Here is a 24,464-nt window from a genome sequence, read left to right as displayed (position 1 = left end):
TAGGTTACGGACGGTCCGTAAAGACTCGGCTCCTCACGAGGCTTTGCGGCGAGGTGAAAGACTCCGAACTTGGGAGACTTGAACCGGTCCCACGGTGAGCGTGTCACTGTTGACAACTGGAAAAAGATTGCTAAAGTGGACCGCTCAGAGCGTGACTACAACGGCGATGATAATGAGAATGGCTCCGTCGATCCAGAGCCACCGATTCCAATCGGAAAATCGAAGTGGTTCATTCTTTTTAACGGCAATATCACGCGTGTTCATCTTAGGATCAGGCTCTTTATCCGCCTTTTCCTTATATGTTTGTTTACGGCGTCTGCGAAATCCGGCAAACAAATGCGCATGACTCAATTGCATCACCACACCAATAACAATTAGCGCCAACCCAATCATAAAAAATATATCGGACAGTTTAACTAATGAAACGCCACTTGCCCAGGCGATGCCACCAATAATGGCACAAACGATTAAGCCAATCGCTGACCATATTGCCGGTCGTTGTTTTTGTCGCATCTTTTACGTCTCCAAACTAATCTTTGTGATAAATTCTGTTGTAACTAAAAATACCGCAAATGTCTGCGGTATTAAAGTCCAAATTATATTTAGCTAATCACTAATGGTTTGACTGCGTCGCTGAAGTACTGTTGTCAGTTGTTGGTGTGTTAACCGTGTTAGCCTCACCGTTGCCAGCATCGGCACCAGAAAAGACAGTGGTGACTTCTTTATTTGCTGGTGTGTAAGTGTAAACACCGGACAGATTGCTGATGTTGGCATCAGGAGCCTGGGTTCGAACGTCGATTTGGTAAGTGCCATTCCCGTTGCTAATAACGGTATATTGACGACTGCCGTTTGTCTCGTTGTAGCCCATCTGACTTCTAAAGTTCGACAGAATCCCGTTCGTAGAGGTTACATTTGTGCTGCTACTCTTCGTCGAACTGTTACTGCTTGAAATGGACTGTTGTGTTGTTTCACTGTTTGTCTTAGATGTTGAAGAAACGCTACTCTGCCCATTTACATTGCCTGTAACTTGACTAACCTGTTGGCTACTGCTGTCTTGTTGACCGCTCGTAGCAACAGTTCCCGAAGCGACTTTGCTCAAACTAGTTTGAGTTGCGTTACCCTTAACGGAGCTACTCTGTGTTGAATTGCTTTGAACTGAACTGTTTTGAACAGAACTACTTGGCACTACACCGCTTTGAACGCTACTAGTCTGCGCCGAACTCGTCGACGCGACGCTTACATTAGATGATATTGTGTTCGAATCAGAAACAGCACTAGTGTCGGAAGCAGATGAACTTGTCCCTGTGACGGCTAATGAAGACTGATCACTAGAAGAACTCGTCGTAGCAGGTGAGACCGTTGTGACATTCGACGTACGTGTAGGAACCTTTACGTCACTCTTACGGCTGCTACGAACACTATCTGAATGATGCCCCTCGCTGACTGTCGTCGCAGAAGTACTTGCACAAGCAGTCAACAGAACCGTACTGACCAAAATTACGCTACCTGTCATCATTTTCTTAAATGTTTGAATGCTCATTTTATGTACCCCCGCTCTGACACGTTTCAAATCTCCTGTGCCTTTTGATACTTAAATTATATCACTTGTAACAAAAATTACGTGATTATGTCATTATTGTTACATATCGAAAGAAAAGCTTAATAACTTCAGCATTTTATGATATGGACGGTGAAACAACGAGATTGACTCATAACAGCCAATTTAACTCCTAGTAAAAAAAGGTGCAATCGTGAGCCAGAACACCGTCTTTTACCGCCCAACACAAAAACGACGTTCATGGAAAAATCCACGAACGTCGTTTTTTTTTAGTGAGCAAGCCGACCTATAACGACATGTTCTCGTTTACTCAACGCTAATTAACCGAAGACTAGTTGTTACGGCCATCCCGGTGAAAACGAGTCCGGAACAAAGGACTAACAGCCTTGTTTTCATTGATCCGACGAATTGCATCCCCAACCAGCGGAGCAATGGACACTTGCACTAACTTGTCGAAATGTTTTTCTTCAGGCAAGTTAATTGAATCAGTCACAACCACTTGTTTAAATGGCGATGCTTTCAAACGGTCAACCGCTGGTCCAGACAACACAGCATGTGAACAACAAGCGTAAACTTCTTCCGCACCTGCATCCATCAATGCCTTGGCTCCTAAAGTAATCGTACCGGCCGTATCAATCATGTCATCAATCATGATACATTTCTTACCCTTGACATCACCAATGATGTTCATAATCTCAGCCACGTTGGCACGAGGACGACGTTTGTCAATAATCGCAATTGGTGCTTTAAGGAACTCTGCCAAGGCACGCGCGCGTGTCACTCCACCGTGATCCGGTGAAACCACCACTGCATGTTCAGCAATGTGATTCGTAATGAAATAGTCAGCTAACAATGGTGCTGCCATCATGTGATCAACTGGAATATCAAAGAATCCCTGAATTTGAGCAGCGTGTAGGTCTAATGCCAGTAGCCGGGTCGCACCAGCTTTTTCAAGCATATCTGCGACCAATTTAGCGGTGATAGGTTCACGTGAACGCGCTTTACGATCCTGACGGGCATAGCCGTAGTAAGGAACAACCAAGTTGATTGTATTAGCACTGGCACGACGTAGTGCATCAATCATAATCAACAATTCCATCAAATTATCGTTAACAGGTGCTGATGTGGACTGAATCAAATAAACGTTGTCCCCACGCACACTTTCTTCGATATTAATGCGAATTTCACCATCACTGAAACGATCCACAGAAGTTTTACCTAATTCGACACCGACTTCATTAGCAATCTTTTCTGCCAGTGGTCGGTTTGAATTCAGCGCAAAAATCTTCAGTTTGGGGTCAAAATATTGAGTTGACATGTTCCCTCCACAAAGGATAATTTAATTTTTTCATACTCGTTTGTTATAGCTCAATGGTACTCATTAACGATCATTGACGCAACTATCTACACTATTTGTCTTCCGGTTTATGCGGTAATTTGGACCAATAATCCGGTTTGTTAGTTTGACGTTCACGGGCAATCGCCATGTCATGACGCGCAACGTCCTTTGTAATCGTTGAACCAGCGGCAATAAACGAGTGATCCGCGACGTTAAGCGGCGCAACCAAATTAGAATTGCTACCAATGAAGCTGTGGTCGCCCACAATGGATTCATGTTTGCCGACACCATCGTAGTTAACAAACACAACCCCACAGCCGACATTAATATCCGTTCCTAATTGAGCATTCCCAACATAGGTCAAGTGGCCCACTTTAGTCCGTGCACCAATAGTCGCTTTCTTAATCTCAACAAAGTTACCGAGGTGAACGTTTTCACCAATATGAGCATCTGGCCGCAAGTGACTCATTGGTCCAATATCAGAGCCATCAGCCATGTCACTATCTTCAATGAACGAAGAGGTAATTGTGACACCATCGTGAATGACACTATTACGAATTTCTGAGTTGGCACCAATCATGCAATCCTCGCCGATGACCGTGTGTCCCTTTAACTGAACATTAGGCTCAATAATAGTGTCAGCACCAATTTTAACGTCCACATCAACGTACGTATGATCTGGATCGATAAAGGTCACACCATTTGCCATGTGTTCCTCATTGATGCGGCGTTGCATAACTTTTGTCGCCGTCGCCAAAGCTTTACGGTCGTTGACACCCATTGATTCACTGAAATCGCTCATCCGGTAGGCACCGACCCGTTGACCAGCCGCCTTTAAAATTTCGATGACGTCGGTTAAGTAATACTCACCTTGGGCGTTGTCGTTTTTAACTTGGTGAAGTGCATTGAATAAGGCTTTGTTGTCGAAAACGTACACACCGGTATTAATTTCCTTAACAGCCTGTTCTTCTGATGTAGCGTCCTTTTGTTCCACAATTTTTTCTACAAGCCCAATATCATTTCGGATAATCCGGCCGTAACCAGTTGGATTGGGCGCAATCGATGTCAGAATCGTCCCAACATCGCCCTTTGCTTCGTGGTAGTCAAACAGTTTTTGAAGTGTTTCAGCTCGAAATAACGGTGTATCACCACTAACAATCAGTGTGACACCATCGACATCGCCTAGTAACGGTTCTGTTTGTAACACGGCATGCCCAGTACCCAATTGTTCTTTCTGCATTGCATATTGTGTGCGATCACCCAATTGTTTGCGAACATCATCTGCCCCATAGCCAACAATTGTCACGATCCGGTCCATGTTTGTCGATTCAACCTGAGTCAACACGTGATCGACCATTGTTTTACCACAAACCCGGTGTAAAACCTTGTACAGCTTCGATTTCATGCGGGTTCCTTTACCGGCCGCAAGAATAATGGTATTTCTCGAACTCATTTAAAAACTTACCTACCTTTCATTGCCAAACACACGGTGCATATAGTTCCCCGGTGTGGCCCGAATTGGTTCCGATTCACTTTGTAATGTTTCGACGTGCAGTAATGACGTAAAGTTTTCAGATTGGCGTTCGCCGTTAAAGCGGCCTTCACCAAACACGGTAATGCCGGCAACCTCACAGTCCAGCTCACGAACTAAGCTAGCAAGACCAGAAATGGTGCCGCCACCCTTAACAAAGTCATCCACAATTAATACCCGTGAACCAGCTGGCAGGGCACGTTTGGAAATTTGCATTTTTTCGATGGCCGTCGATGAGCCAGATACATAGTTCACGCTGACCGTAGCACCATCTGTGATGGCACCGTCTTGACGAGCAATGACAAACGGCACGTTCAATTGCTCCGCAACAGCCTGAGCTATCGGAATCCCCTTCACAGAAACCGTCAATACCATATCAATAGTTTGGTTCATGTATTGAGTCGCAATCAAACGACCGATCTGGCGAAGGACTTCTGGTTTGCCTAATAAATCAGATAAGTAGACATAGCCACCTGGCATCACCCGATGGGAATCCGAAACTTCTTTACATAAGTAATCGATGTATTCAGAAGCGTCTTCCTTCAAAATATATGGAATGAAACGGGCCCCACCAGCAGCACCGGGCAAGGTCTCTAATAGGCCAGTCCCGCGTTCCTGAAAAGTACGTTTCAAAATGGTTAAATCTTCACTAATCGATGACTTGGCTGACTCGTAACGCTCCGCAAAAAAAGACAACGAAACTAGTGTCCGTGGTCGTTCCAGTAAGAAGCGCGTCATGTCAATCAATCGATCTGATCGTCTAACTTTCACGTTTAGCTACCTCAACTCATTTTTAATTTCACAATGAACGACAAAAAGCGTTCTTTCCTTGGTTAATAATAGCACAACGTTCGTAATTACTGGGCGCTTCTCACAAAAAAAGCGACGTTTCCGACGCCGTTCTCATACCACTTTAATTTCGTGCTGTGAAGCGATTAAAAATCAGGCCAATAAAGTAAAAGAGGACTTCAATGACAGCAATGAAAAACGATACCGGCCAATTCGTCCAGTAACTCAGCGCTAAGCCTAGCCACACACCAATCAAAGCAAACAGAATGGCTAGCCCGATCATGCTAACAACGCCGTGTGCAAAATATTTCGCCGCCGAAGCAGGCAAAGTGAGCAAAATAAAGATTAACAGTGAACCCACGATTTGAGCAGCTACACTGACTGAAAATGCTAACGCAACAAGAAAGATGATGGCCAATGTGGTGCCGTGAATACCGGCAACCCGCGCTCCAACCGCGTCAAACGAATCAAACTTCAAACTCCGGTACACCGCCATAATTACCACAATCACGGCCAAAGCTAAAATAGCAACTTGCAGTACCGATGTCCGGCTGATCCCAATGACCGAGCCAAACAAAATATTTGTAGCTGAACTGGCATTTTGGTTTGAGAGCGATAGGAACAGAATTCCTAACCCAATCGCTAGCGCCGAAATCGAGGTGATGGCAGCTTCGCGACGGGATGCCTTGCTACTTAATTGACCCACCGCAACAGAACTGACGCTGGTAAACAATAGCATCCCCGCCAGCGGCGTCCAACCAACAAACAATCCGAAAGCTGCACCGGCAAACCCTATTTCAGATAACGTGTGCGTTAAGAAAGACATGTTGCGAGCGACCACAAAAACGCCAACGATACCACTAACAATTGCGATCAATGTGCCCGCTGCAAAGGCATTTTGCATAAATGGATAACTAAGCATGAGCCGCCTCCAGTACCGTTTCGTTCAATTCGTCAATCGTCCCCAGCTGATATGGACCCGGTTGCATCAACAAAAAGTTGGTCGAATACTTCTTTGTTAGCGGCAAATCATGTGTCACGAAGATAACGGCTGCTTGTGTTTGCTGCTGATATTGTTTAACCAAGTCCAGCAATTCAAACTTCATGTTGTTGTCCAAACTGGCAGTCGATTCATCCAAAATCAGCAACTGTGGCTGCCGAATCAAAGCCTGGGCCAAATAAGCTTTCTGTAGTTCGCCACCAGAAACACGACCAAGTGGTGTGTGCGCAATCCGCGTCAAATCCGTTTCGCGCAACACCTGGTTCAAACGCTGCTTTTCATGTTTTGACCACCATGGCGTCAAATGATCATGTAGCGCCAAACCAACAAAATCCCTCACAGTCAGTGGGTATTCGTTATCAACGTTCCTAAATTGCGGTACGTAACCAATCGTGACCTGAGAGCGACTTGGCAAAAACGAAACTTCGCCAGCCGTGGGCCGTAGCTGTTGGAGTAAGATTCGAATAAGGGTTGTTTTACCAATCCCATTTTCGCCAAGTACGCTAAGGAATTCGCCACGCTTTAACGTAAACGTAAGTCCTTGAAACACCGTTTTTTGGCCAAACTTCATCCCCAATTTATCCACGGTCATAATGGTATCTTCGGTTAGTTGGCTATCAGGTTGATCATTGGAATCAATCGTTTGATGCGTCTCATTACTTGCCATGCTGATTGTCCTCCTCTAACGCAGTTTTGACTTGGTTCAATTCGTTTGTCATCCAACGTACGTACGACTGATTGGACGGCAACGTTTCTGTCACTTGAACCACTGGGATGTGGTAGCGACGTGCTTGTTTGGTCATTGAGTTCACAATTGGCTGTGAGTTTTGTGTGTTCACAACCCACAAGGCAACCCTGTGTTGTTTAAAATCACGCGTTAGTTTGGCAATGTCTGCTGGTGATGGATCCGTTCCCTCTTCAACAGCGCGCGCAAAGTGATTATCTGAAATCTTTAGATTAACCGCCGTCAATGTGTCATTGAACACCGGCTCACTAACAGCAACCGCTTGGTGATGACCTGTGCGTTTCAACTGTTTAATCGTCTTTTTCCACGGCGCCAGTGTCTTAAGATACCGATTGGCATTCCGTTTAAAAGTCGCTTTATGCTCAGGTTGTAAACTCGAAAAGCGGGTTACCATCTGTGCAACTAAGCGTGGCATCGCCTGCGGATTATACCAAATGTGCGGATTCTCGCCGACCCGTCGGTGCATCAAATCTGTACCGACATTAATGGTGCGCTGCTCCTGACCATTCGCCGCCACAACTTTTCCCAACCAGTCATCATAGCCCAAGCCATTTTCAATGATCACATCAGCCTTAGCGACCTGCTTAGCAGTGTGAGTCGTTGGTTCAAAACTTTCCGCGTCAACGCTAGGACTGTTAATAACAGCCGTTACTTGACCGTATTGTCCAAGCACCGCGCTGGCAGCTTGAGCGTAGAAATCCAGCGAACTGACTACGCGAATTTTGGTGGTCGACGTGGTTCGAGCAACAGTCCGTCGTTGATCCACCGCTATACTCACCGTCACTGTTACCAACAGCAATGCTATAATGCTTAGAATATGTAAAACTCTTTTATGGCTTCGCAAAGGAACGTCCTTTCTGAAATCGATATGTAAAAAGTAATGATTACGTTTTAACAGTTTACCGAATGTTTCCCCAAAATGCAATTAGTAGATGTGCCAACGTAACTTGTTCTTAAACGGCTTAAATTCTTGTTATCTATTAAATCGAAACGTCATATTTTGAAAATATGTGTCTGTGTCGCCTCTTCGTCAGATCTCCGGTTCAAATTCAGTATTTATTACCCGCTGTCTTGACAGTCACTTCAAAAACCGTTACATTATTATCGAAATGATTTATCAATACTAAAATTTTTAAGGAGATCCGCCGATGCGCAACTAATAACTGTTTTGGAACTAAGTGAACTCATAATTTCATCTGCGAAATTCTCAGAACATTAACAAAATTGGGCTAGTTTGCCCTCTGCGAAGAAATTTCAATAGATGGTTATGAATTCATTCAGTGCCAGCAGTTACACGTTGCGGGGGTGGACTCTTTTTTTGTGCGCTTCCCCGCATGTCTGGACTGCCTTGGCACGTTCTGGGGAGGTTATAAAATGAAATATTTTCTTCTCGCTTAACACCTATTTAGTTAACTTGTAAGGAGTGATTTCATGTTTGTTATCCAAGCACAAAATATTGCCATAACACGGCATCAACAACAATTATTTAATATTGAGCAACTCGTCATTAATCCTGGTGACCGCATCGGTCTCGTCGGTGCTAATGGTGCTGGTAAAACAACGCTGATTGATATTCTGACCGGCGCCCTAACACCCGAGGCTGGCATGGTTGATCGTCAAACGACCCCCGTTGTTGTCCATCAACTGCACGATATTTCCACGCAAAGCGGTGGTGAACAGGTTAAAAACGCCATTTTGACGGCTTTACGTCAACAACCTGAATGGTTAATTCTGGATGAGCCCAGCGCTAATTTAGACGAGACAAACCAGCAGTGGTTGATTGACCAGCTCAATCGATTCAAAGGCACCTTGCTACTGATTTCGCATGATCGAACATTGCTCAATGCTGTCACGACAACCACTTGGTCGCTGGCTGATCATACCCTCACGACGTTTGCCGGTAATTACGACGGTTTTACGGCCAATGAGACGGCCCAACGCAATAATCAAGCGGCCGCATTCCGAAATTACCAGCAGCAGAAGCATAAGCTGGAAGTTGCTGCCGTCAAACGTACTGAACGGGCTACCAAAACAACAAAGCCTAACCCCCACAATCACAGTCGTAACGAGCTCCAGGATATGAAAAGCTCACTACGCCGTAATCAAGGCAAAATGACCAAAGCAGCGCGTGTTATGAAGGATCACGCTGAACATTTGACACCAGTTGCCAAACCCACTGAGCAGCCCTCGGTTACCTTGCGGGCGGAACAGTTCGCCACTTTAGGCCGGCATACGCCGATCAATATTCAGCATCTGGCCTTGAAAGCTGGCAAACGAACACTGGCAAACGATGTCAACTTTGTCCTCCACACTGGTGACCGTGTCGCTATCACCGGACCAAATCAGGTCGGTAAAACGACACTGCTTCGCGCCGTTTTAGCTAACCAAAATCAGGCCATTAGCGTCAATCCGGCGGTCAAATTTGGCTACTTTGCTCAGAATATGAGCCGCTTGGATCTAACCGCCACCATTTGGCAAAACGTGACTGAACATACACGTCAGGACAACGCTATTGTCCGCACAATCTTGGCTGAATTTGGTTTTAAAGCGACTGCCTTAGATATTCCTGCCCAAAACCTAAGCGGCGGCCAACGCGTTAAGGTTTCACTGATTAAAGTTCTGCTCAGCGACGCCAACGTGCTTATCCTTGATGAGCCAACGAACTACCTTGATTTACCAACGCTCACAGCACTCGAACAATTTTTAACCACCTATCCCGGCACCGTTTTGTTTGTCTCACATGATGAAACATTTGTGACACACGTCGCGACTCGCGTCTTAAAGCTTTCTACTCACGGTCTGATTGACCCCAATCAGGTGGCGACCAAACGGATTACGGCAGCGCAACGTCAAGCTGCTGATGAGGCCTTGCTCGCTCAATTTCGCGATTTGTAGTCGTCTTTTCAATCTCATTCCCCCCCAAAAAAAGGGCCGCTAGAACAAATAACACTTGTTCTAGCGGCCCTTTTTAGTCACACATTTTATTTCACATAACGATTTAAAAAATCCGTTAACGTTTGACGATATTTGCTCGGTTGCGTTCGAATGCTTGAGATATGCGCAGCCTCGTCATCAATAACCAGTTGCTTAGGTTCATTTGCCCGGGCGTACAGCTCGTACGCATCCCCAACTGGCACCGTTTGATCTTTAGCACCATGAAACATCAAAATTGGTAAATGATTTTTAGCCACCTCAGCTAAAATATCACCATCTTTAAAAGCATAGCCGGCCTGACGTTTGGCGAAATCATCAGCGATTGGCATCAATACGCTGCTGGGCACATGATACTTATGCCACAGCCGAAACTTGCCTTCCTGAAAAACGTTTCGAAAACCGCTATCTTCAACAATGGCGCGCACGTTATGTGGCAACGTTTGACCACTTGTAGCCATTACCGTTGTGGCGCCCATACTAATCCCCATTAACACGATGTTAACTTGCTCTCCTTGGTTAGCAATAACCGTGTCGATCCACTGCTGGTAATCATTTCGATCCAGCCAACCAAAACCAATCACATTACCATCACTACGCCCATGTGCACGTGCGTCTGGCATTAACACACTGTACCCGGCGTCCATGAACAACCGGGCGTAAGGAATCATTTGTTCCCGTGAGTGATGCAAACCGTGGGCCAAAATAGCAACTTTATTGGTAGCCTTGACGTTTGGCATAAACGTCGCCCGTAAGGTCAGCCCGTCAGCCGTTTTAATCGCCCACGGTACCTGTTCTTGGTGTTTAAACCACTCATTTTCAATGTCTGTGTTAGCCTCAAGTGAAGCCTGTCGACCGGCTAGCTTTTGCTTGTTGGACCAACCCGTTGCGAGCAAATAAACTGTGTAACCAGCACCAATCAAAGTCATGTAACTCGTGGCAACAGCCAACGCAGTACGTTTGATTAACGTTTTTTTATTCATTCAGTCACTCCAAACCTGTTTCTTCTTTAAGCTACCTTCAAACGGATGCCGATGGTTGTGCAAAATCAGTGTGCAAACTAACGGGACGCACAACATGGACTTCCCGACAAAAACCTGACAAACCGTTAGCTACGTGCTGAGCCCGTGATTGTTTACGGCAGATGCCAAACACCGTTGGGCCTGTGCCACTCATTTCGGCCACATCTGCGCCAAAACGAACCATCTGCTCCTTAAGATGATTAACCGTTGGGTAAAGCCGTGACGTAATCGGCGTTAACACGTTTTCCACGGAATCACAAATTTCATCATAGTCACCTCGCTGAATTGCAGCGACTAGTGACTGCGTATCCGCGTGCCGAACCTCGTCATAGTTGATGCGCCGCAAAATCGACGGTGTTGACACGCTGATTTTAGGTTTAGCAATCACTACCCACATCGGGGGCAGTTTAGGTAATTGCGTGATAATCTCACCGCGCCCCGTCACGTGCGCCGTTTGACTACAAACACAATATGGTACATCCGCATCAATATGTAATCCTAATTGGCACAAAGTTGCTTGATCTAAATTGAGCTCCCAGAGTCGGTTGAGTGCCCGCAATACCGCCGCTGCATCCGATGAACCACCGCCCATTCCAGCCGCAACCGGAATATGCTTTTCAATGTGGATATTCATCGCTTCTTTACGACCATACGTGGTTGCCAACAAGTGAGCAGCCTGGTAAGCAAGGTTACGATGATCATTTGGTAAAAAGCCACTATCTGTGGTGACTTTAATGCGGCCATTGCGGCCCAGTGTTTTAACGGCGACATAATCCGCCAAATCGACGGACGTTAAAACCATATCCCATTCTTCACTGCCATCATGGTGATGAAAGGGTGTATCGAGGCTCAAATTAAGCTTGGCCGGCGCCTTTTCCAGTGTCTCCGTAAAATCACCTCCGCTACCACGAAATATATAACGTAAGTATATTACAGTCCCCCCATAATCGCCACCAGCTCGCGGTAAAATCCAGCGAGGGCACCGTATCATCTAGAGATGTCCGTCCGCTTACGGTCGTTTGCTTTTGAAATTCGCCTGTGCGGACCGGTTCAAACCTCCAAAATTCGGAGTCTCTCACCTCGACTGAAAGCCACACACACCCGTGTCTTTCAGATCGTCCCGTGTTGTAAATTCGGAAGCCCACCCAATTAACAACACCTTCACAGGCGATTTCAACGCTCACTCCCTCCAGCTCACATTATTGTTGAATGGGTAAGTACACGTCATTGGAGAAATTGCAGCACGATGTGATTTTCTATAAGTTGGTCATCGTGTGCGAAATGCATCTATCTACAGTCTAACCGTGCCACTTTGTGTGATTTACATTGCCACTTACTGATATGCGGGTGGATAGGAGGGCGTCAGCATTGATACCGAGCCGTGAAGGTGGTGTTAATTCGAAGGGTTCTCTCGAATTTACACCACGGACGGTCGTCAAGACTCGGATTCCCACGAGGCTTGACGGCGAGGTGAAAGACGGTGTCCTTCCGGCTTGAACCGGTCCCACGGCGAGCGTGTCAATGTTGACAACCGGACTACCAGCCACGTCTGAGTTGTAGATTAAATAATCAACCAAACAAAAAAAGCCCCAATTTCCACACGGGAAATGAGCTCCATTCGTAAAATTAAGCTGACGATTATTCTTCGTCGAACGCAATTTCAATATTTTTAGTTAACACATCAGTGTAACTGTAAGAGACTCGTTCAAATGAGTTCTCCTCTTGGTCGAGGTCAACCACAAAAACAGCCGGATACGTTTCCTTAAGTGTGCCGCGGCGCTTGGTCACCTTTTTGCGACCTGCCTGAGCTACAACCATCAACTTTTGACCCAATTTAGCGTCCAGTTTAGCCTTGATACTTTGTAATGTTACTGGCATGCAATTCACCTCACATGCATAACAGTATATCATGGTCAAGTACTTTTTGCAATTGTTCCAATGAGGAAACTCCGTACATCTCCCAAGCAGTTAAAACAGATTGTGCGTGTGTAAAACGTTTGTTAGCGCGATGAACCCCTCTAATGATAACCTTTCGGCACGAATGGACTGGGCCAATTCCATTTCGTCCAAACTCGCTTGCAATTCAACTTTTGTAGCTGGTGCCTTACCGAAGATACTTTGTAAATTATTCCAAAGACTCTTGCGGCGGTGAGCAAAACAACCACGAATCAACCGAAACAATGCATCATCGCTGAATGGCTTTTCAGTTAGCGGTTCACGCGGTGTCAACGTCACGATGGCAGAATCCACGTTTGGCTGAGGAATGAACGCCGTCCGTGAGACGGTAAACGCCAGGCGTGCTTGCATCTTATATTGAACCGCTAATGTTAACGCGCCGTACGCCTTGGTTCCAGGTTCAGCGCTCAACCGTTCCGCCACTTCCTTCTGCATCATAACAACAATCGCAGCAAAGTCGATCGGTGCACTCACGAGTCCCATTAAAATGGGCGTCGTGATGTAATAAGGCAAGTTAGCCACTACCTTGACAGTTTTGGCATCCGGTAAGTGTTTGGTAATTTCGTCCGCTAAATCAACTTTTAAAATGTCAGCATTGACGACGTCGACATTTTTATATGGTGCTAACGTCTCCGCCAATACGGGAATTAAATTCTGGTCAATTTCAAAAGCCAGCACGCGCTTGGCAGACCGAGCTAATTGCTCTGTCAGTGCGCCAATCCCAGGTCCAACTTCGATGACATCATCGTCATCTGTGATGTCAGCTGCACTCACAATGTTGTGCAAAATGTTAACGTCTGACAGGAAGTTTTGACCTAAACTCTTCTTTACTGCGATCCCATACGTATTCATAATTGCCCGCGTACGAACGGGATTAGCAATATCGGGGCGGTCAGCCCGTTTTGATTCTGTCATCTAGTCTCCTTGAACAATTCGATGTTTTTAGCTTATGAACTCAACAACGTGATTTATCAACGTTACTGATCTAATTGTTGAACTGCTTTTTTAAAATCTTCACGGCTTACTTGAAAAAGTTGAAGTCGTTTAAGCAGTTGCTTGCCATTGACGTAACCCAAATTCAACACTTCACCGAGTTTCTCCCGACGTTGCCGCGACTCTGCTTGCCCAACTAGGCCAGCTGCCAACAAATCCTGCTGAAAGATCAGCGGCTTATCGTCTAACGAACCGGCAGACAAATGCTGCAAAGCTGACTTAATGACAGCAGGGTCTGCGTGCTCGACACCCAGACTACCGCCCACATTCTCTGGCACACCTTGCTTGCGCGTAATGAACGCATGCTTAGCATCAGGGACCGCAGCACTAATTAGTTTACGCAATCGTTCACCATTGAAATCGGGATCAGTCAACACAATAACGCCACGCGTCGCCTGCAATTGTTTAATTTGAGCCAGCTTTGTTTTGTTAAGTGCCGACCCGTTCGTTTCAAACGTATCGGCGTTTACAGCCTGCTGAATGCGTTTGGTATCATCCTTGCCTTCAACAACCAACACTTCTTTTAACTTGTCCATTAATCTTCAATCCCAAAAAATTGGTTCGCGTTAGCAAATGTCGCATCCGCAATTTCCAGCTCTGTCTGCTCACGCAATTTGGCAATGGCTTGTACCGTGAAGGCCACGTTTGCCGGTTCGTTCTGTTCACCGCGATGTGGTTCCGGCGTCAGGTACGGCGCGTCGGTTTCCACTAACATCCGATCTAACGACGTTTGTTTAACAGAATCGTGAACCTCATGCGCATTTTTAAAGCTGGCAACGCCAGAGTAAGACACGACCATTCCGAGATCCAAAAAGCGCTTGAGCCACTCTGGATCACCGTTAAAGCTGTGCATCACCCCACCGATGTCACGAATATCCGCCGCTTTTAAAATAGCGTACGTATCCGCAAACGCATCACGATTATGAATAATGACCGGCTTACCCAGTGATTTAGCAATATCAACTTGGCGAGCAAAAATGCGCTTTTGGTCGTCCACGACAGCATCGAGATTATCCACATGATAATCTAAACCAATTTCGCCGAGTGCCATCACCCGACTATCCTGCAGTTGACCAATCATGGTCTCCTCAACCGCATTGTTATAAGTGGCAACCTCTTCCGGATGCCAACCAACTGCGGCCCACATATTTGAATAACGATGTGCTAGTTCAATCCCACGTTCATTCAGTTTGGCATCCGAACCTACGTTCATGATCCGCGTAACATGGGCAGCAGCGGCGTGTTGATTATATGATGCGGCTTCCTCATAAAAGGTGTCGTCATTTAAATGAGTGTGTGAATCAAAAATTTCCATCTTTATCTCCGTTAGTGAGATTGATTTATCCCAGAACATCCCCGTTATTCAGGCTGTCTGGCACAATAACCAGCGTCACTTTTCCGTCACGTTCAGTCGACAACAACATTCCTTGACTGATTTGGCCACGCATCTTACGTGGCTTCAAGTTTGTCACGGCCAGTACTTTCTTACCGGTTAACTTTTCATAATCAGGATACCATTCGTGAATACCTGAGAGAATCTGCCGATTTTGTTGATCGCCAGCGTCCAAACGGAATTGTAGCAGCTTATCTGCACCCTCAACTGGTTTAACCGACTTGATTTCGGCAACCTTAATCTCCGTTTTATCAAATTCATCAAACTTGATTTCAGGTTTCGTCAAGTTCAGGGTGACGTTTTCTGGTTCCCATTGAGAATCAGCAGCCGCTGCCATTGCAGAACGGCCTTTTTGCTTATCCGTCTTAGTCATTTGTGATTGGATAAAGTCGACTTCTTCCTGTGCATCCAAACGTGGGAAGATTGGGGTTCCTTTCGCAACAACTTGACTGTTAACCGGCAGATCGGCCATCTTTAAGCCTTCAATCTGCATACTATCAGCATCCGTTGGCAACCCCAACTGCGTCAAAATTTCTTTTGGTGCGTGTGTCATGATTGGCTGAATCAGTAATGCAATCACCCGCAGGCTGGCCACTAAATGACTCATGGCAGCTGCCAAACGTTTGTCATCACCATCATTAGCCTTTTTAGCTAACGTCCATGGTTCTGTTTCATCAATGTATTTATTTGTGCGTGAAACGAGCTTCCAAACCGCTGACAAAGCATCCGCAAAGTGCAGGCTTTCCATCAGCTGGTGGTATTCGGCAATCGTGTCCACAGCCGTTTGTTCCAAATCGGCGTCGGGTTCATTGACATTGCTTTCAAAGGCTGGCACGACCCCGTCGTAATACTTATTAACCATGGCAACAGTCCGGTTCAGCAAGTTCCCCAAATCATTGGCTAGATCATAATTAATCTTATCGACAAAGTCTTCCGGCGTGAATACACCATCGTTACCAAACGGCATTGCCTTCAACAAGTAGTACCGTAAAGCATCCAGTCCGTACCGGTGAACCAGGGTCTCTGGGTAAATGACGTTTCCCTTTGACTTACTCATCTTGCCATTCTTCATCAACAACCAGCCGTGACCAACCACGTGCTTTGGCAATGGTAAGCCAAGTGCGTGCAAAATAATTGGCCAGTAAATGGTGTGGAAACGGACAATTTCTTTACCAACCATTTGAACGTTAGCTGGCCAGTACTTCTTGAAGTTGCTGTCGTCATCAGTCCCGTAACCCAGCGCTGTAATATAGTTGGACAGTGCATCAACCCACACATAAATCACGTGCTTCGGGTCAGTTTTAACTGGCACACCCCACTTGTAACTCGTCCGAGAAACGGACAGGTCTTCCAAGCCAGGTTCCAAGAAGTTCTTCACCATTTCATTCATTCGCGTGTTTGGAATAATGAAATCTGGGTGTTCTTTGTAATAGTTCATCAGCCAGTCGGCGTACTTACTCATCTTGAAGAAGTAAGATTCCTCATCAGTCCACACGACCTCGTGACCAGATGGCGCTTTCCCACCGGTCACTTTGCCGTTTTCATCACGGAAGACTTCTGCTAACTGGGATTCCGTAAAGAATTCCTCATCGTCCACAGAATACCAGCCTTCATAGTGACCCTTGTAAATATCGCCTTGTGCCAATAACTGATCAAAAATTTTCTGAACAGCGGCCTCATGATAATCATCGGTTGTTCGAATAAACTTGTCGTTACTGATTTCCAGCAACTTCCACAGTTCTTTAATCTGGGCAGCCATGCCATCGACATATTCCTTCGGCTGTTTACCCAAAGATTCGGCTTTTTCTTCGATTTTTTGACCGTGCTCATCTGTTCCAGTCAGGAAGAAGACGTCGTTACCCATTAACCGCCGGTAACGCGCCTCGGCATCGACTGCGATGGTCGTATATGAATTCCCGATATGTAACTTGCCAGACGGGTAATAAATTGGCGTAGTAATGTAGTAAGTCGGCTTTTTTTCTGCCATGAACAAATCTTCTCCTTTAGTTCGCGAGCCCGCAATGTTTGGCATCACGAACACCTCGTTAGTCTGAATAAGTATACCATAGCACTTTGCACGGCTACGGAGTTTATCAAACAGAATTTCTCAAAATAAATCTAATTGGGTCGGACCCAATCCATTAAACGTTAATCCCAGCTGATCACGCAGGCTTTCCGCATTAGCGGCGGCGTCTCGATGCCCGTTATTGTTGAAGATCACATATGTTTGGTCAACTTGTTGGCTCACTGTTTTAACAGCTTCACCTAAACGAGCCAACTCATCATCCGAATACCGATAATTGGTTCGATCCTTACGCCAGTCACCTTGGTGATCTAACCAGCCGCGGCGATTCTGACCGTGAAATCGGAAGTACGCTGCTGTTGGCGTTGTTACGACCGGTGTAAATGGCACGCCGCGATTGCCATCGTTCGGTTCGTCAGCAATTACGTAAGTCATGTTAAGACTGGTTAAGTAATCAAACACGTCCTTGCTCAAGCTACCCTCATACCAACTGGGATCACGGAATTCTACCGCAACCGGCAAATCGCCCATGTGAACCCGCACGTCACGTAGGTAACGAATATGGTCTAAATTTCGGGTAAAGTATGGCGGAAACTGAAATAACACCGTTGCCAGCATCCCCGCCTTGACTAACGGAACCACTGCGCGACGGAATTGATTAAACGTTTGCCAGCGCTCATCATCACTAACTTGTTCAGACTTTGCATCATCATGACGTGTCATCACCTGATGTGCCTTCAAAATATACTGAAAGCCATCCGGCGCTTGATTACGCCAATTGGTGACGGTCTTAACACTGGGCACGCCATAAAAAGACGTATCCAATTCAACCAGTGGAAACACGCCAGCGTACTCAGAAAACAGCACATCACGCTGTTCATCGTGAATTAAGTGTGGATGCCGCGTCCATGTCGATAATCCAATCGTAATCAATTCGTTGTCCCCCTTTTAGCCAGTTCCTCGTGTTTTGCACTAATTTCTAACAAAAACGGTGCCACCATTATGGGCACCGTTGCGTAATCTTTAAATATGGTTAGCGTTACTTAAACTGACGAATAACGTTGGTCTCTTCTTCAGATAAGGTCTTGCCCTTCAATGTGCTGATCAACATCAGTCCCTGACACCGGTAATTGCTGCGAATGGCAGAAAATGACCAACTGATCATCGCAAACAGGAAGGTCACCATTGCGGCATTCGTTCGTGGCATGGCGACACCAAACAGCATTGCTGGTTGGGCGCCAAAGAACACTTGCCAAGCACCGTAAAACATTAAGAAATCAAATAATAGTTGTAGTCGATTGACCCATTTCATCTGTGACAGTAAACTCCCAAGCCGGGCAAAAATATCATCACGATTCATCTTCTGTCACCCACTTCCTTCATGGCACCTGCATTTAATAATACATTAATTGTAAGAAAGTCCGGCCCAAAACGCAATTGATTTAACCTTTTAGACCGGCAAAAAACGTTTCTGCGTCGCCGGAATATTGAGCCGTTACGCTACCTGCTGGAATTGGTTCATTGTTTACCACAACCAGCTTAGCATTGGGCTGACGATAATTAATCAACCCGGCAAATGGATATACCTTAAACGAAGTACCAACAATCACTAATAGGTCGGCCACTTCAATAGCGGCCATTGACCGCTGTAGTGCAGACTCCGAGATAGACTCACCGTACAACACAATGTCTGGGCGAATGATTCCGTGGTCAGTGTCATGATACATGGATTTCATATAGTCGTGCCAATCAACCTGCTCGCCGTCCTTACTACAATAACAGCGATACAAATTACCATGGAACTCAACAACCTGATCATTACCAGCTGTTCGGTCCAGATTATCAATGTTTTGTGTAATCAACGAGGCCCGACCTGATTGACACAAGGCTGCAATTTTTTCGTGAATGACGTTTGGCTTGGCATCTGGAAAATACAAGTTCTCCTTCACAAAATCATAGAACATTTCAGGCTGCTGAACAAAGCAGTCATGACTCAACAAATACTCTGGTGGCAAGCCCTTGAACTTGGCTGAATACAACCCGGACTTAGACCTGTAGTCAGGAATACCTGAAGCAGTCGAAACACCCGCACCAGTCATAAACGTAATGTGTTGTGCTTGATCGAACAATGTTTGCAAATTCTCTGTCATCACGAACCACCCTCCATTTGCCAATCACGTCAAACTAATCCCGCACGATATAACTAATGTTATGCGCCTCAAGAAAATCCTTAACCGGCGTATCATACACTTCTTTGAAAAACGAAGAACTATCCGCGTCTTCCTTAGGCGGCGTCATCACAAATGCATTTTGACGATCAGAACGATTCAATGCAACATAAGCCCGTTCCCCAGACTCTTTATCTTTCAAATCAGAATGGAAAATTTCAAACATCTGACGCATTTCCAATCGCAACTGACGTTCACTCAACACACTTGTAACCGTTGTAAACGCTGTACTATTCAACGCTGGCAAACCCCAGTCGGTTAATTGTGCATCAAATGCCTTGTACAAACGAACCAGTGCCCGACGAACCTCAAATGGTGTATTGATTTTTTTAGCCATCATCACATCGTACAGCTTTTTGGCAGCTGCATAAGTCTTCGGGAAGTTGGTGCTTAATTCTTTTTCATGCTTGCTGATGCCCTCGCCATAAAACACGAGCGCATCCAGCAACACGAGCAAACGTAACGCATTTTGTGCGTCATCCTCAGCACCTGTTTCAGGTTCAGGATCAATCGTCGCAAAAATCCCGTTATAAAATTCATCACTGACTTTGTCGTCAATCAAGCCATGACCCGCCAAGGCTGGAAAAATTACCACATGGTTCACGATATTAAACAACTGGGTCGACATGGCCATCAGCTGTTCATCCAATTCGTCGTCACCAAACGTGAGGTTAAACTCGATCTGAGGAAAGCCTTGCAACAGCATCAATAAGTGACTCAGTTCGTGAGCCGCTGAATACTGGGGTGCAGTAATATCGTCAACCCAGATCAACAAACGGTCTTTTAACACATGTTGTTCAACCTGATCATCACGAACGTAGCCGGCGTGTTTGTCACCGAACTGGACCATTACTGTGCCAGGAAACAACTCGTTGACTTGGTCCAACAATGTTTGAACCGCTGGCGCTAATTTAATGTCTGCCATGTTTACTCCTTTATTTCTGCATAAACTTCATTATTGATTTCACATTTAATACCAAGTTACGATTGGTTACTTTAAGCCTCCGCCTCCGGTTGTCCGCGTTGAAGCCACTGTGTGGACCGGTTTGAGCCCGCAAGTTTGTCCGTGATGTAAATTCAGCAAAGACCGCTTCATTAACATCACTTTCACAGTTTTTTCAACGCTGCCAACCTCCAGCTACAGTGCGCAACTTACTTGCAAGTGTCATTAACTATACTCAACAAATTTCGAACATTGTTACAGCTCAGTAAAACCACACACTGTTCTTCCTATCAGTAAGTCGGCGTCTGTCTGTCATCTAACGCCAGTTAACGTATACATATACATAGCCTGAACACTGTTACATCAGCTGAAGGGCGGCGACATTGGAACCAAGTCGTGAAAATGGTGTTAATTCGGCTAGGTTCCGAATTTACAGCATGGACGGTCGCGGAGGCTCGGCGGCGAGGTGAAAGACTTCGATTTTCAGAAGGCTTGAACCGGTCCCACGACGGCGTTCCAATGTCGCCAACCGGAAGCGGAAACAAACTTTAAAACACTGACAATAAAAGTTATTGCTGATTGAGCTTGGTGACGATTGCTTTGGCTAAGGTAACGGATGGATGGGCGTGCGTTTTGAGCGCTTCGACCACCGCTGGCACCTGCTCCGGTGTCGCACCTGCTGCGACTGCTAAGTTGCGGTACTGCAGTTGCATATGCCCCTGTTGGATGCCTTCGCTGACCAGTGCTCGCAACGCTGCCAGATTTTGGGCCAATCCCAAAGCAACTGTCAGTTGGTTTAGCGTAGCAACATCCTTGACTTGTAGAATCTGCTGATTCAGTTTGGCCAATGGCAATGACGCCGTCGCACCACCAACAACACCCAAATGCATCGGCATCGTTAGCGAACCAACCAACAGATTGCCAGCCAACTGCCAACGAGATAAGCCACGATACTGACCGTCTCTGGCTGCGTACGCATGCGCACTGGCTTCAGCGGCCCGCCAGTCATTACCGGTCGCCATTACGACGGCATCGACACCGTTCATGATGCCTTTGTTGTGCGTTGTTGCACGACTGACATCCAGCTGAGCAATCTGGCTAGCTGCAACGATCCGTTTAGCAACCGTTAGCCCAACTGCCGCATTATGCTTTGCTAAATTGGCGACCGGCACATTTACCGCTGCCGTGACCAACGTCTGCTGCCCATCGTTTGCTAAAATGCTCATCACCGGATGTTGTTCAAGGACATCCTGTAAATGATGGCCGAGAGCCTCCAGCATGCTATTCATAATGTTGGCACCCATGGCTTCACCAGTATCGACAAACAAATCAACGCTGACAAAGCCCTTTCCTAGCGCACGTACGCGCAGTTTGCGGGCACCGCCACCGTACTTAACGATGCTTGGATGCGCTTGATTAGCCAGTGACAGCAATTTTGCTTCATTGGGCGTCACAAAACGACTAATTTCAGCCACCGTCACCGTTTGAAAGACAATCTGCCCCATCAGCAAGTTGGTATCCGTCCGCGTGACGATGCCGTCACCGCTGGCGGCCATTTTACCACCATAGCTAGCGGCCGCAATGACAGAGGGTTCTTCCGTTACCATTGGCACCAGATAGTCATGACCATTCATGCGAATAGTCGCAGCCAATCCTTCTGGCAAATGATAACTCGTCAAGTAGTTTTCTGTCAGCAGGGCATCATCCTCACTGGCATTATCGGCCAGCATTTGCCGTTGAATCGTCGTTAGGTCGCCTAACTGACTGGCAACTGTCAGACGTTGCTGCCACGTCAATCGGCGAAATTGAGCAAGCTGCTCTTTCATGGCCTGTTTCTCATCATCTGTCATGTGATCACCCGTTATACCGTGGGTGCTTGCTGACATACTCAGATACGATGCCCTCGCGCACACCACTTTCTGAAAAAATGACCCGGTCGGAATCCAACAATTGTAATAATTCAACCAATGGCAACATGCCGCCAACAATAATGTCAGCGCGATCATATTCAAGGCCATCGATTGCTTGTCGCTGTTTGTTATTCTTCGAAATCAAGCGGTCAAACGTGTTGAACACCGTTTCTGTTTTCAAACGGTATCCGTGAATGTCTTCGACACGGGCCATCTTCTGAGCCTTGCGGTTGATTCGTGCCAACGTTCGGTTAGCCCCGCCAAGTAACACGATTGGTAAATGCATCGCCTCGTTCAACCACCAAACATCTTGTAGACGTTTGCGAACAAATACTTGACCGGAGAATAAATGACCAGCGGTAATGACGTCCCCAAAATGAAATTGTTCTGACAAATTAACGGCGCCAAATGGCACGCTAATTAAGTTCTTTGCTCGCCGTTTAGCGACATGAATCAGCTCGCAACTAGCACCACCAGTATCCAAAATGAGGCAGTCATCTAATGGCAACGCATTGATGGCGCCTAAGAAATCGTAATAGGCTTCGTCGTCCCCCGACAGCACTTGAAGGGACAGTCCAACCTCGTGCTTTACCCGGTCAAGGAATTCTTTTTGGTTGACCGCTTGGCGAACTGCCGCCGTAGTAATCGCCCGGACGGTCAGATTAGGGAGGTTTTCATAAACTTTTTTAAAGTTAACCAATGCGGCAATAGTCCGATCCATTGCCACTTTAGTCAACCGTTTTTCAGCACCCATGCCCTCGGAAATACGGGTGTCTTCTTTAATCCGGCGAACTTCCTTAAAGGAGCCGTCATCTTCAATCTGAGTGACACCCATTCGGACAGAATTAGAGCCCAAATCGACAATCGCTAAATTTTCCATCCTTGGTTACCTCGTTCTTCATCAAACTTGCTGTCACCATTATACGAGCCTGGCTAACGGCTGACTAGCGTTGTGTAAAGTAGTTGATGCCCATCGCGTCACGAACTTCTTGAAGCGTTTTGTTAGCGACTTCATTGGCATGAGCTGAACCATCTTCAAGAACTTTGTAAACGTAGTCCATGTTGGCCGCATATTCAGCACGCCGTTTGCGAATCGGTGCTAACGTTGCTTCCAACACTTCATTTAAGTAACGTTTGATTTTAACGTCACCGAGACCACCAGCTTGGTATTGCGCTTTTAAATCAGCAACATGTTCCTTGTCTGGGTCAAAGATATCGAGGTAGGTAAAGACAGTGTTTCCCTCTACGTGACCAGGATCGCTCACTTTAATATGTTCAGGATCGGTATACATCGACATGACTTTTTTGGTGACCGTATCAGCGTCATCTGACAGATAGATCGCGTTACCGAGTGACTTGCTCATCTTCGCGTTGCCATCTAAACCAGGAATCCGGCCTTCGCCCTTTGGCGGGAATACCCCTTCTGGTTCCACTAAAATATCTTTGTTGTAAGCACTATTGAATGAACGAACGAGTTCCCGCGCCTGTTCCAGCATTGGTTCTTGGTCATCTCCGACTGGCACCGTTGTCGCCTTGAACGCTGTGATATCAGCCGTTTGACTCACTGGATACGTTAAAAAACCAGCGGGAATACTTTGGCCGAAACCTTTTTGGCTGATTTCTGACTTGACGGTTGGGTTTCGTTCCAAACGGGCTAAGGTGACTAAGTTTAAGTAGATCATGGTCAATTCGTTGAGGGCGGGGATTTGCGACTGAACTAAAATCGTCGACTTCTTCGGATCGATCCCAACGGCCAAGTAATCCAGCGTCACTTCTGTCAAACTCTTACGAATCTTTTCTGGATCACGCGCGTTATCTGTCAACGCCTGCATGTCAGCAATCATAATAAACGTCTCGTAGTCACCAGAATTTTGTAAAGCAACCCGGTTTCTCAAAGAGCCTACGTAGTGACCAATGTGCAACTTACCCGTTGGCCGGTCACCCGTTAAAATTATTTTTTTCTCATTTGCATTTGCCATATTGGTCTCCTTTTTCGTGTTAACGTTAGAAACAAAAAGCCGTCCCCTGACGCCAACACAAATACTGTATTGTCATCATAGGACGGTTACCCGCGGTGCCACCTATTTTGGATGTGTGGCGCGC

General features: G+C 46.2%; 23 protein-coding genes. 1 reads left to right on the top strand and 22 read right to left on the bottom strand.

Annotation, left to right across the window (positions count from 1 at the left end; all coding sequences use genetic code 11):
• Positions 1-144: 144 nt before the first annotated feature.
• From LROSL1_RS03665 to LROSL1_RS03630, 8 genes are all read right to left on the bottom strand, one after another.
• Positions 145-513 carry a DUF3899 domain-containing protein gene (locus LROSL1_RS03665; RefSeq protein WP_178913801.1) on the bottom strand — a complete coding sequence of 123 codons (369 nt, stop codon included), beginning with the start codon at positions 511-513 and terminating at the stop codon, positions 145-147.
• A gap of 100 nt (positions 514-613) precedes the next feature.
• The gene (locus tag LROSL1_RS03660; protein WP_178913800.1) at positions 614-1,540 is read right to left on the bottom strand and encodes a hypothetical protein; all 927 of its coding nucleotides are present in this window, start codon (positions 1,538-1,540) and stop codon (positions 614-616) included.
• A gap of 349 nt (positions 1,541-1,889) precedes the next feature.
• Positions 1,890-2,876 (bottom strand): ribose-phosphate diphosphokinase, encoded by a 987-nt coding sequence (locus LROSL1_RS03655; protein ID WP_017260515.1) that lies wholly within the window; start codon positions 2,874-2,876, stop codon positions 1,890-1,892.
• Between the two features lie 91 nt (positions 2,877-2,967).
• Positions 2,968-4,350, bottom strand: coding sequence for a bifunctional UDP-N-acetylglucosamine diphosphorylase/glucosamine-1-phosphate N-acetyltransferase GlmU (gene glmU, locus LROSL1_RS03650; RefSeq protein ID WP_026017010.1), 1,383 nt, complete (start codon positions 4,348-4,350; stop codon positions 2,968-2,970).
• A 12-nt stretch (positions 4,351-4,362) separates the two neighbouring features.
• The gene (gene purR / locus LROSL1_RS03645) at positions 4,363-5,199 is read right to left on the bottom strand and encodes a pur operon repressor (protein WP_017260517.1); all 837 of its coding nucleotides are present in this window, start codon (positions 5,197-5,199) and stop codon (positions 4,363-4,365) included.
• A 142-nt stretch (positions 5,200-5,341) separates the two neighbouring features.
• Positions 5,342-6,139 (bottom strand): metal ABC transporter permease, encoded by a 798-nt coding sequence (locus LROSL1_RS03640; RefSeq protein ID WP_178913799.1) that lies wholly within the window; start codon positions 6,137-6,139, stop codon positions 5,342-5,344.
• Positions 6,132-6,884, bottom strand: a complete 753-nt coding sequence (locus LROSL1_RS03635; protein ID WP_178913798.1) for a metal ABC transporter ATP-binding protein — start codon at positions 6,882-6,884, stop codon at positions 6,132-6,134. The genes LROSL1_RS03640 and LROSL1_RS03635 overlap by 8 nt, the downstream gene beginning before the upstream one ends.
• Positions 6,874-7,728 (bottom strand): metal ABC transporter solute-binding protein, Zn/Mn family, encoded by an 855-nt coding sequence (locus LROSL1_RS03630; protein ID WP_017260520.1) that lies wholly within the window; start codon positions 7,726-7,728, stop codon positions 6,874-6,876. The genes LROSL1_RS03635 and LROSL1_RS03630 overlap by 11 nt, the downstream gene beginning before the upstream one ends.
• Before the next feature lie 665 nt (positions 7,729-8,393).
• Here LROSL1_RS03630 and abc-f point away from each other — a divergent pair.
• Positions 8,394-9,857, top strand: coding sequence for a ribosomal protection-like ABC-F family protein (gene abc-f / locus LROSL1_RS03625; RefSeq protein ID WP_178913797.1), 1,464 nt, complete (start codon positions 8,394-8,396; stop codon positions 9,855-9,857).
• An 86-nt stretch (positions 9,858-9,943) separates the two neighbouring features.
• On the opposite strand, the gene LROSL1_RS03620 is transcribed toward abc-f, so the two are convergent.
• From LROSL1_RS03620 to trpS, 14 genes are all read right to left on the bottom strand, one after another.
• Positions 9,944-10,876, bottom strand: coding sequence for an alpha/beta hydrolase (locus LROSL1_RS03620; RefSeq protein ID WP_178913796.1), 933 nt, complete (start codon positions 10,874-10,876; stop codon positions 9,944-9,946).
• Between the two features lie 37 nt (positions 10,877-10,913).
• On the bottom strand, positions 10,914-11,831 hold the full coding sequence (gene ispE / locus LROSL1_RS03615) for a 4-(cytidine 5'-diphospho)-2-C-methyl-D-erythritol kinase (RefSeq protein ID WP_178914917.1): 918 nt from the start codon (positions 11,829-11,831) through the stop codon (positions 10,914-10,916).
• Between the two features lie 722 nt (positions 11,832-12,553).
• Positions 12,554-12,793: a Veg family protein gene (locus tag LROSL1_RS03610; protein ID WP_017260524.1), complete on the bottom strand. Its 240-nt coding sequence runs from the start codon at positions 12,791-12,793 to the stop codon at positions 12,554-12,556.
• Between the two features lie 90 nt (positions 12,794-12,883).
• A complete protein-coding gene (gene rsmA, locus LROSL1_RS03605) occupies positions 12,884-13,786 on the bottom strand; it encodes a 16S rRNA (adenine(1518)-N(6)/adenine(1519)-N(6))-dimethyltransferase RsmA (RefSeq protein WP_178913795.1) in 903 nt (300 codons plus the stop codon).
• Positions 13,787-13,848: 62 nt separating this feature from the next.
• Positions 13,849-14,400 carry a ribonuclease M5 gene (rnmV, locus tag LROSL1_RS03600; RefSeq protein ID WP_178913794.1) on the bottom strand — a complete coding sequence of 184 codons (552 nt, stop codon included), beginning with the start codon at positions 14,398-14,400 and terminating at the stop codon, positions 13,849-13,851.
• Positions 14,400-15,179, bottom strand: coding sequence for a TatD family hydrolase (locus tag LROSL1_RS03595; protein WP_178913793.1), 780 nt, complete (start codon positions 15,177-15,179; stop codon positions 14,400-14,402). Before LROSL1_RS03595 ends, rnmV begins: the two co-directional genes overlap by 1 nt.
• A 25-nt stretch (positions 15,180-15,204) precedes the next feature.
• Entirely contained in the window at positions 15,205-17,244 is a 2,040-nt protein-coding gene (gene metG / locus LROSL1_RS03590; protein ID WP_026017014.1) for a methionine--tRNA ligase, read from the bottom strand.
• Positions 17,245-17,364: 120 nt separating this feature from the next.
• A complete protein-coding gene (locus LROSL1_RS03585; RefSeq protein WP_017260529.1) occupies positions 17,365-18,213 on the bottom strand; it encodes a DUF72 domain-containing protein in 849 nt (282 codons plus the stop codon).
• 106 nt (positions 18,214-18,319) lie between these two features.
• Positions 18,320-18,640: a hypothetical protein gene (locus tag LROSL1_RS03580; RefSeq protein ID WP_178913792.1), complete on the bottom strand. Its 321-nt coding sequence runs from the start codon at positions 18,638-18,640 to the stop codon at positions 18,320-18,322.
• Positions 18,641-18,722: 82 nt separating this feature from the next.
• The gene (locus LROSL1_RS03575; RefSeq protein ID WP_178914916.1) at positions 18,723-19,430 is read right to left on the bottom strand and encodes an NAD-dependent protein deacylase; all 708 of its coding nucleotides are present in this window, start codon (positions 19,428-19,430) and stop codon (positions 18,723-18,725) included.
• A gap of 34 nt (positions 19,431-19,464) precedes the next feature.
• Positions 19,465-20,433 carry an IpaB/EvcA family protein gene (locus LROSL1_RS03570; RefSeq protein ID WP_178913791.1) on the bottom strand — a complete coding sequence of 323 codons (969 nt, stop codon included), beginning with the start codon at positions 20,431-20,433 and terminating at the stop codon, positions 19,465-19,467.
• Positions 20,434-21,020: 587 nt separating this feature from the next.
• Positions 21,021-22,301, bottom strand: a complete 1,281-nt coding sequence (locus LROSL1_RS03565; protein ID WP_178913790.1) for a hydroxymethylglutaryl-CoA reductase, degradative — start codon at positions 22,299-22,301, stop codon at positions 21,021-21,023.
• Between the two features lie 4 nt (positions 22,302-22,305).
• A complete protein-coding gene (locus LROSL1_RS03560; protein WP_017260534.1) occupies positions 22,306-23,241 on the bottom strand; it encodes a Ppx/GppA family phosphatase in 936 nt (311 codons plus the stop codon).
• 64 nt (positions 23,242-23,305) lie between these two features.
• Entirely contained in the window at positions 23,306-24,340 is a 1,035-nt protein-coding gene (gene trpS, locus LROSL1_RS03555; protein ID WP_017260535.1) for a tryptophan--tRNA ligase, read from the bottom strand.
• Between the last annotated feature and the right edge of the window lie 124 nt (positions 24,341-24,464).

Origin of the sequence: Furfurilactobacillus rossiae (genome assembly GCF_013394005.1) — a bacterium.
GTDB classification, from domain to species: Bacteria; Bacillota; Bacilli; order Lactobacillales; family Lactobacillaceae; genus Furfurilactobacillus; species Furfurilactobacillus rossiae.
The sequence above is the reverse complement of the archived record's forward strand: the minus strand, read 5'-3'. Positions and strand labels throughout refer to the sequence as shown.

Coding starts and splice junctions, on each gene's coding strand:
- rnmV (WP_178913794.1), bottom strand. CDS start 14,400: ATGGACAAGTTAAAAGAAGTGTTGGTTGTTGAAGGCAAGGATGATACC.
- LROSL1_RS03560 (WP_017260534.1), bottom strand. CDS start 23,241: ATGGAAAATTTAGCGATTGTCGATTTGGGCTCTAATTCTGTCCGAATG.
- LROSL1_RS03635 (WP_178913798.1), bottom strand. CDS start 6,884: ATGGCAAGTAATGAGACGCATCAAACGATTGATTCCAATGATCAACCT.
- LROSL1_RS03655 (WP_017260515.1), bottom strand. CDS start 2,876: ATGTCAACTCAATATTTTGACCCCAAACTGAAGATTTTTGCGCTGAAT.
- glmU (WP_026017010.1), bottom strand. CDS start 4,350: ATGAGTTCGAGAAATACCATTATTCTTGCGGCCGGTAAAGGAACCCGC.
- LROSL1_RS03565 (WP_178913790.1), bottom strand. CDS start 22,301: ATGACAGATGATGAGAAACAGGCCATGAAAGAGCAGCTTGCTCAATTT.
- LROSL1_RS03595 (WP_178913793.1), bottom strand. CDS start 15,179: ATGGAAATTTTTGATTCACACACTCATTTAAATGACGACACCTTTTAT.
- abc-f (WP_178913797.1), top strand. CDS start 8,394: ATGTTTGTTATCCAAGCACAAAATATTGCCATAACACGGCATCAACAA.
- LROSL1_RS03575 (WP_178914916.1), bottom strand. CDS start 19,430: ATGACAGAGAATTTGCAAACATTGTTCGATCAAGCACAACACATTACG.
- LROSL1_RS03610 (WP_017260524.1), bottom strand. CDS start 12,793: ATGCCAGTAACATTACAAAGTATCAAGGCTAAACTGGACGCTAAATTG.
- LROSL1_RS03570 (WP_178913791.1), bottom strand. CDS start 20,433: ATGGCAGACATTAAATTAGCGCCAGCGGTTCAAACATTGTTGGACCAA.
- LROSL1_RS03660 (WP_178913800.1), bottom strand. CDS start 1,540: ATGAGCATTCAAACATTTAAGAAAATGATGACAGGTAGCGTAATTTTG.
- LROSL1_RS03665 (WP_178913801.1), bottom strand. CDS start 513: ATGCGACAAAAACAACGACCGGCAATATGGTCAGCGATTGGCTTAATC.
- rsmA (WP_178913795.1), bottom strand. CDS start 13,786: ATGACAGAATCAAAACGGGCTGACCGCCCCGATATTGCTAATCCCGTT.
- metG (WP_026017014.1), bottom strand. CDS start 17,244: ATGGCAGAAAAAAAGCCGACTTACTACATTACTACGCCAATTTATTAC.
- LROSL1_RS03580 (WP_178913792.1), bottom strand. CDS start 18,640: ATGAATCGTGATGATATTTTTGCCCGGCTTGGGAGTTTACTGTCACAG.
- trpS (WP_017260535.1), bottom strand. CDS start 24,340: ATGGCAAATGCAAATGAGAAAAAAATAATTTTAACGGGTGACCGGCCA.
- LROSL1_RS03620 (WP_178913796.1), bottom strand. CDS start 10,876: ATGAATAAAAAAACGTTAATCAAACGTACTGCGTTGGCTGTTGCCACG.
- LROSL1_RS03640 (WP_178913799.1), bottom strand. CDS start 6,139: ATGCTTAGTTATCCATTTATGCAAAATGCCTTTGCAGCGGGCACATTG.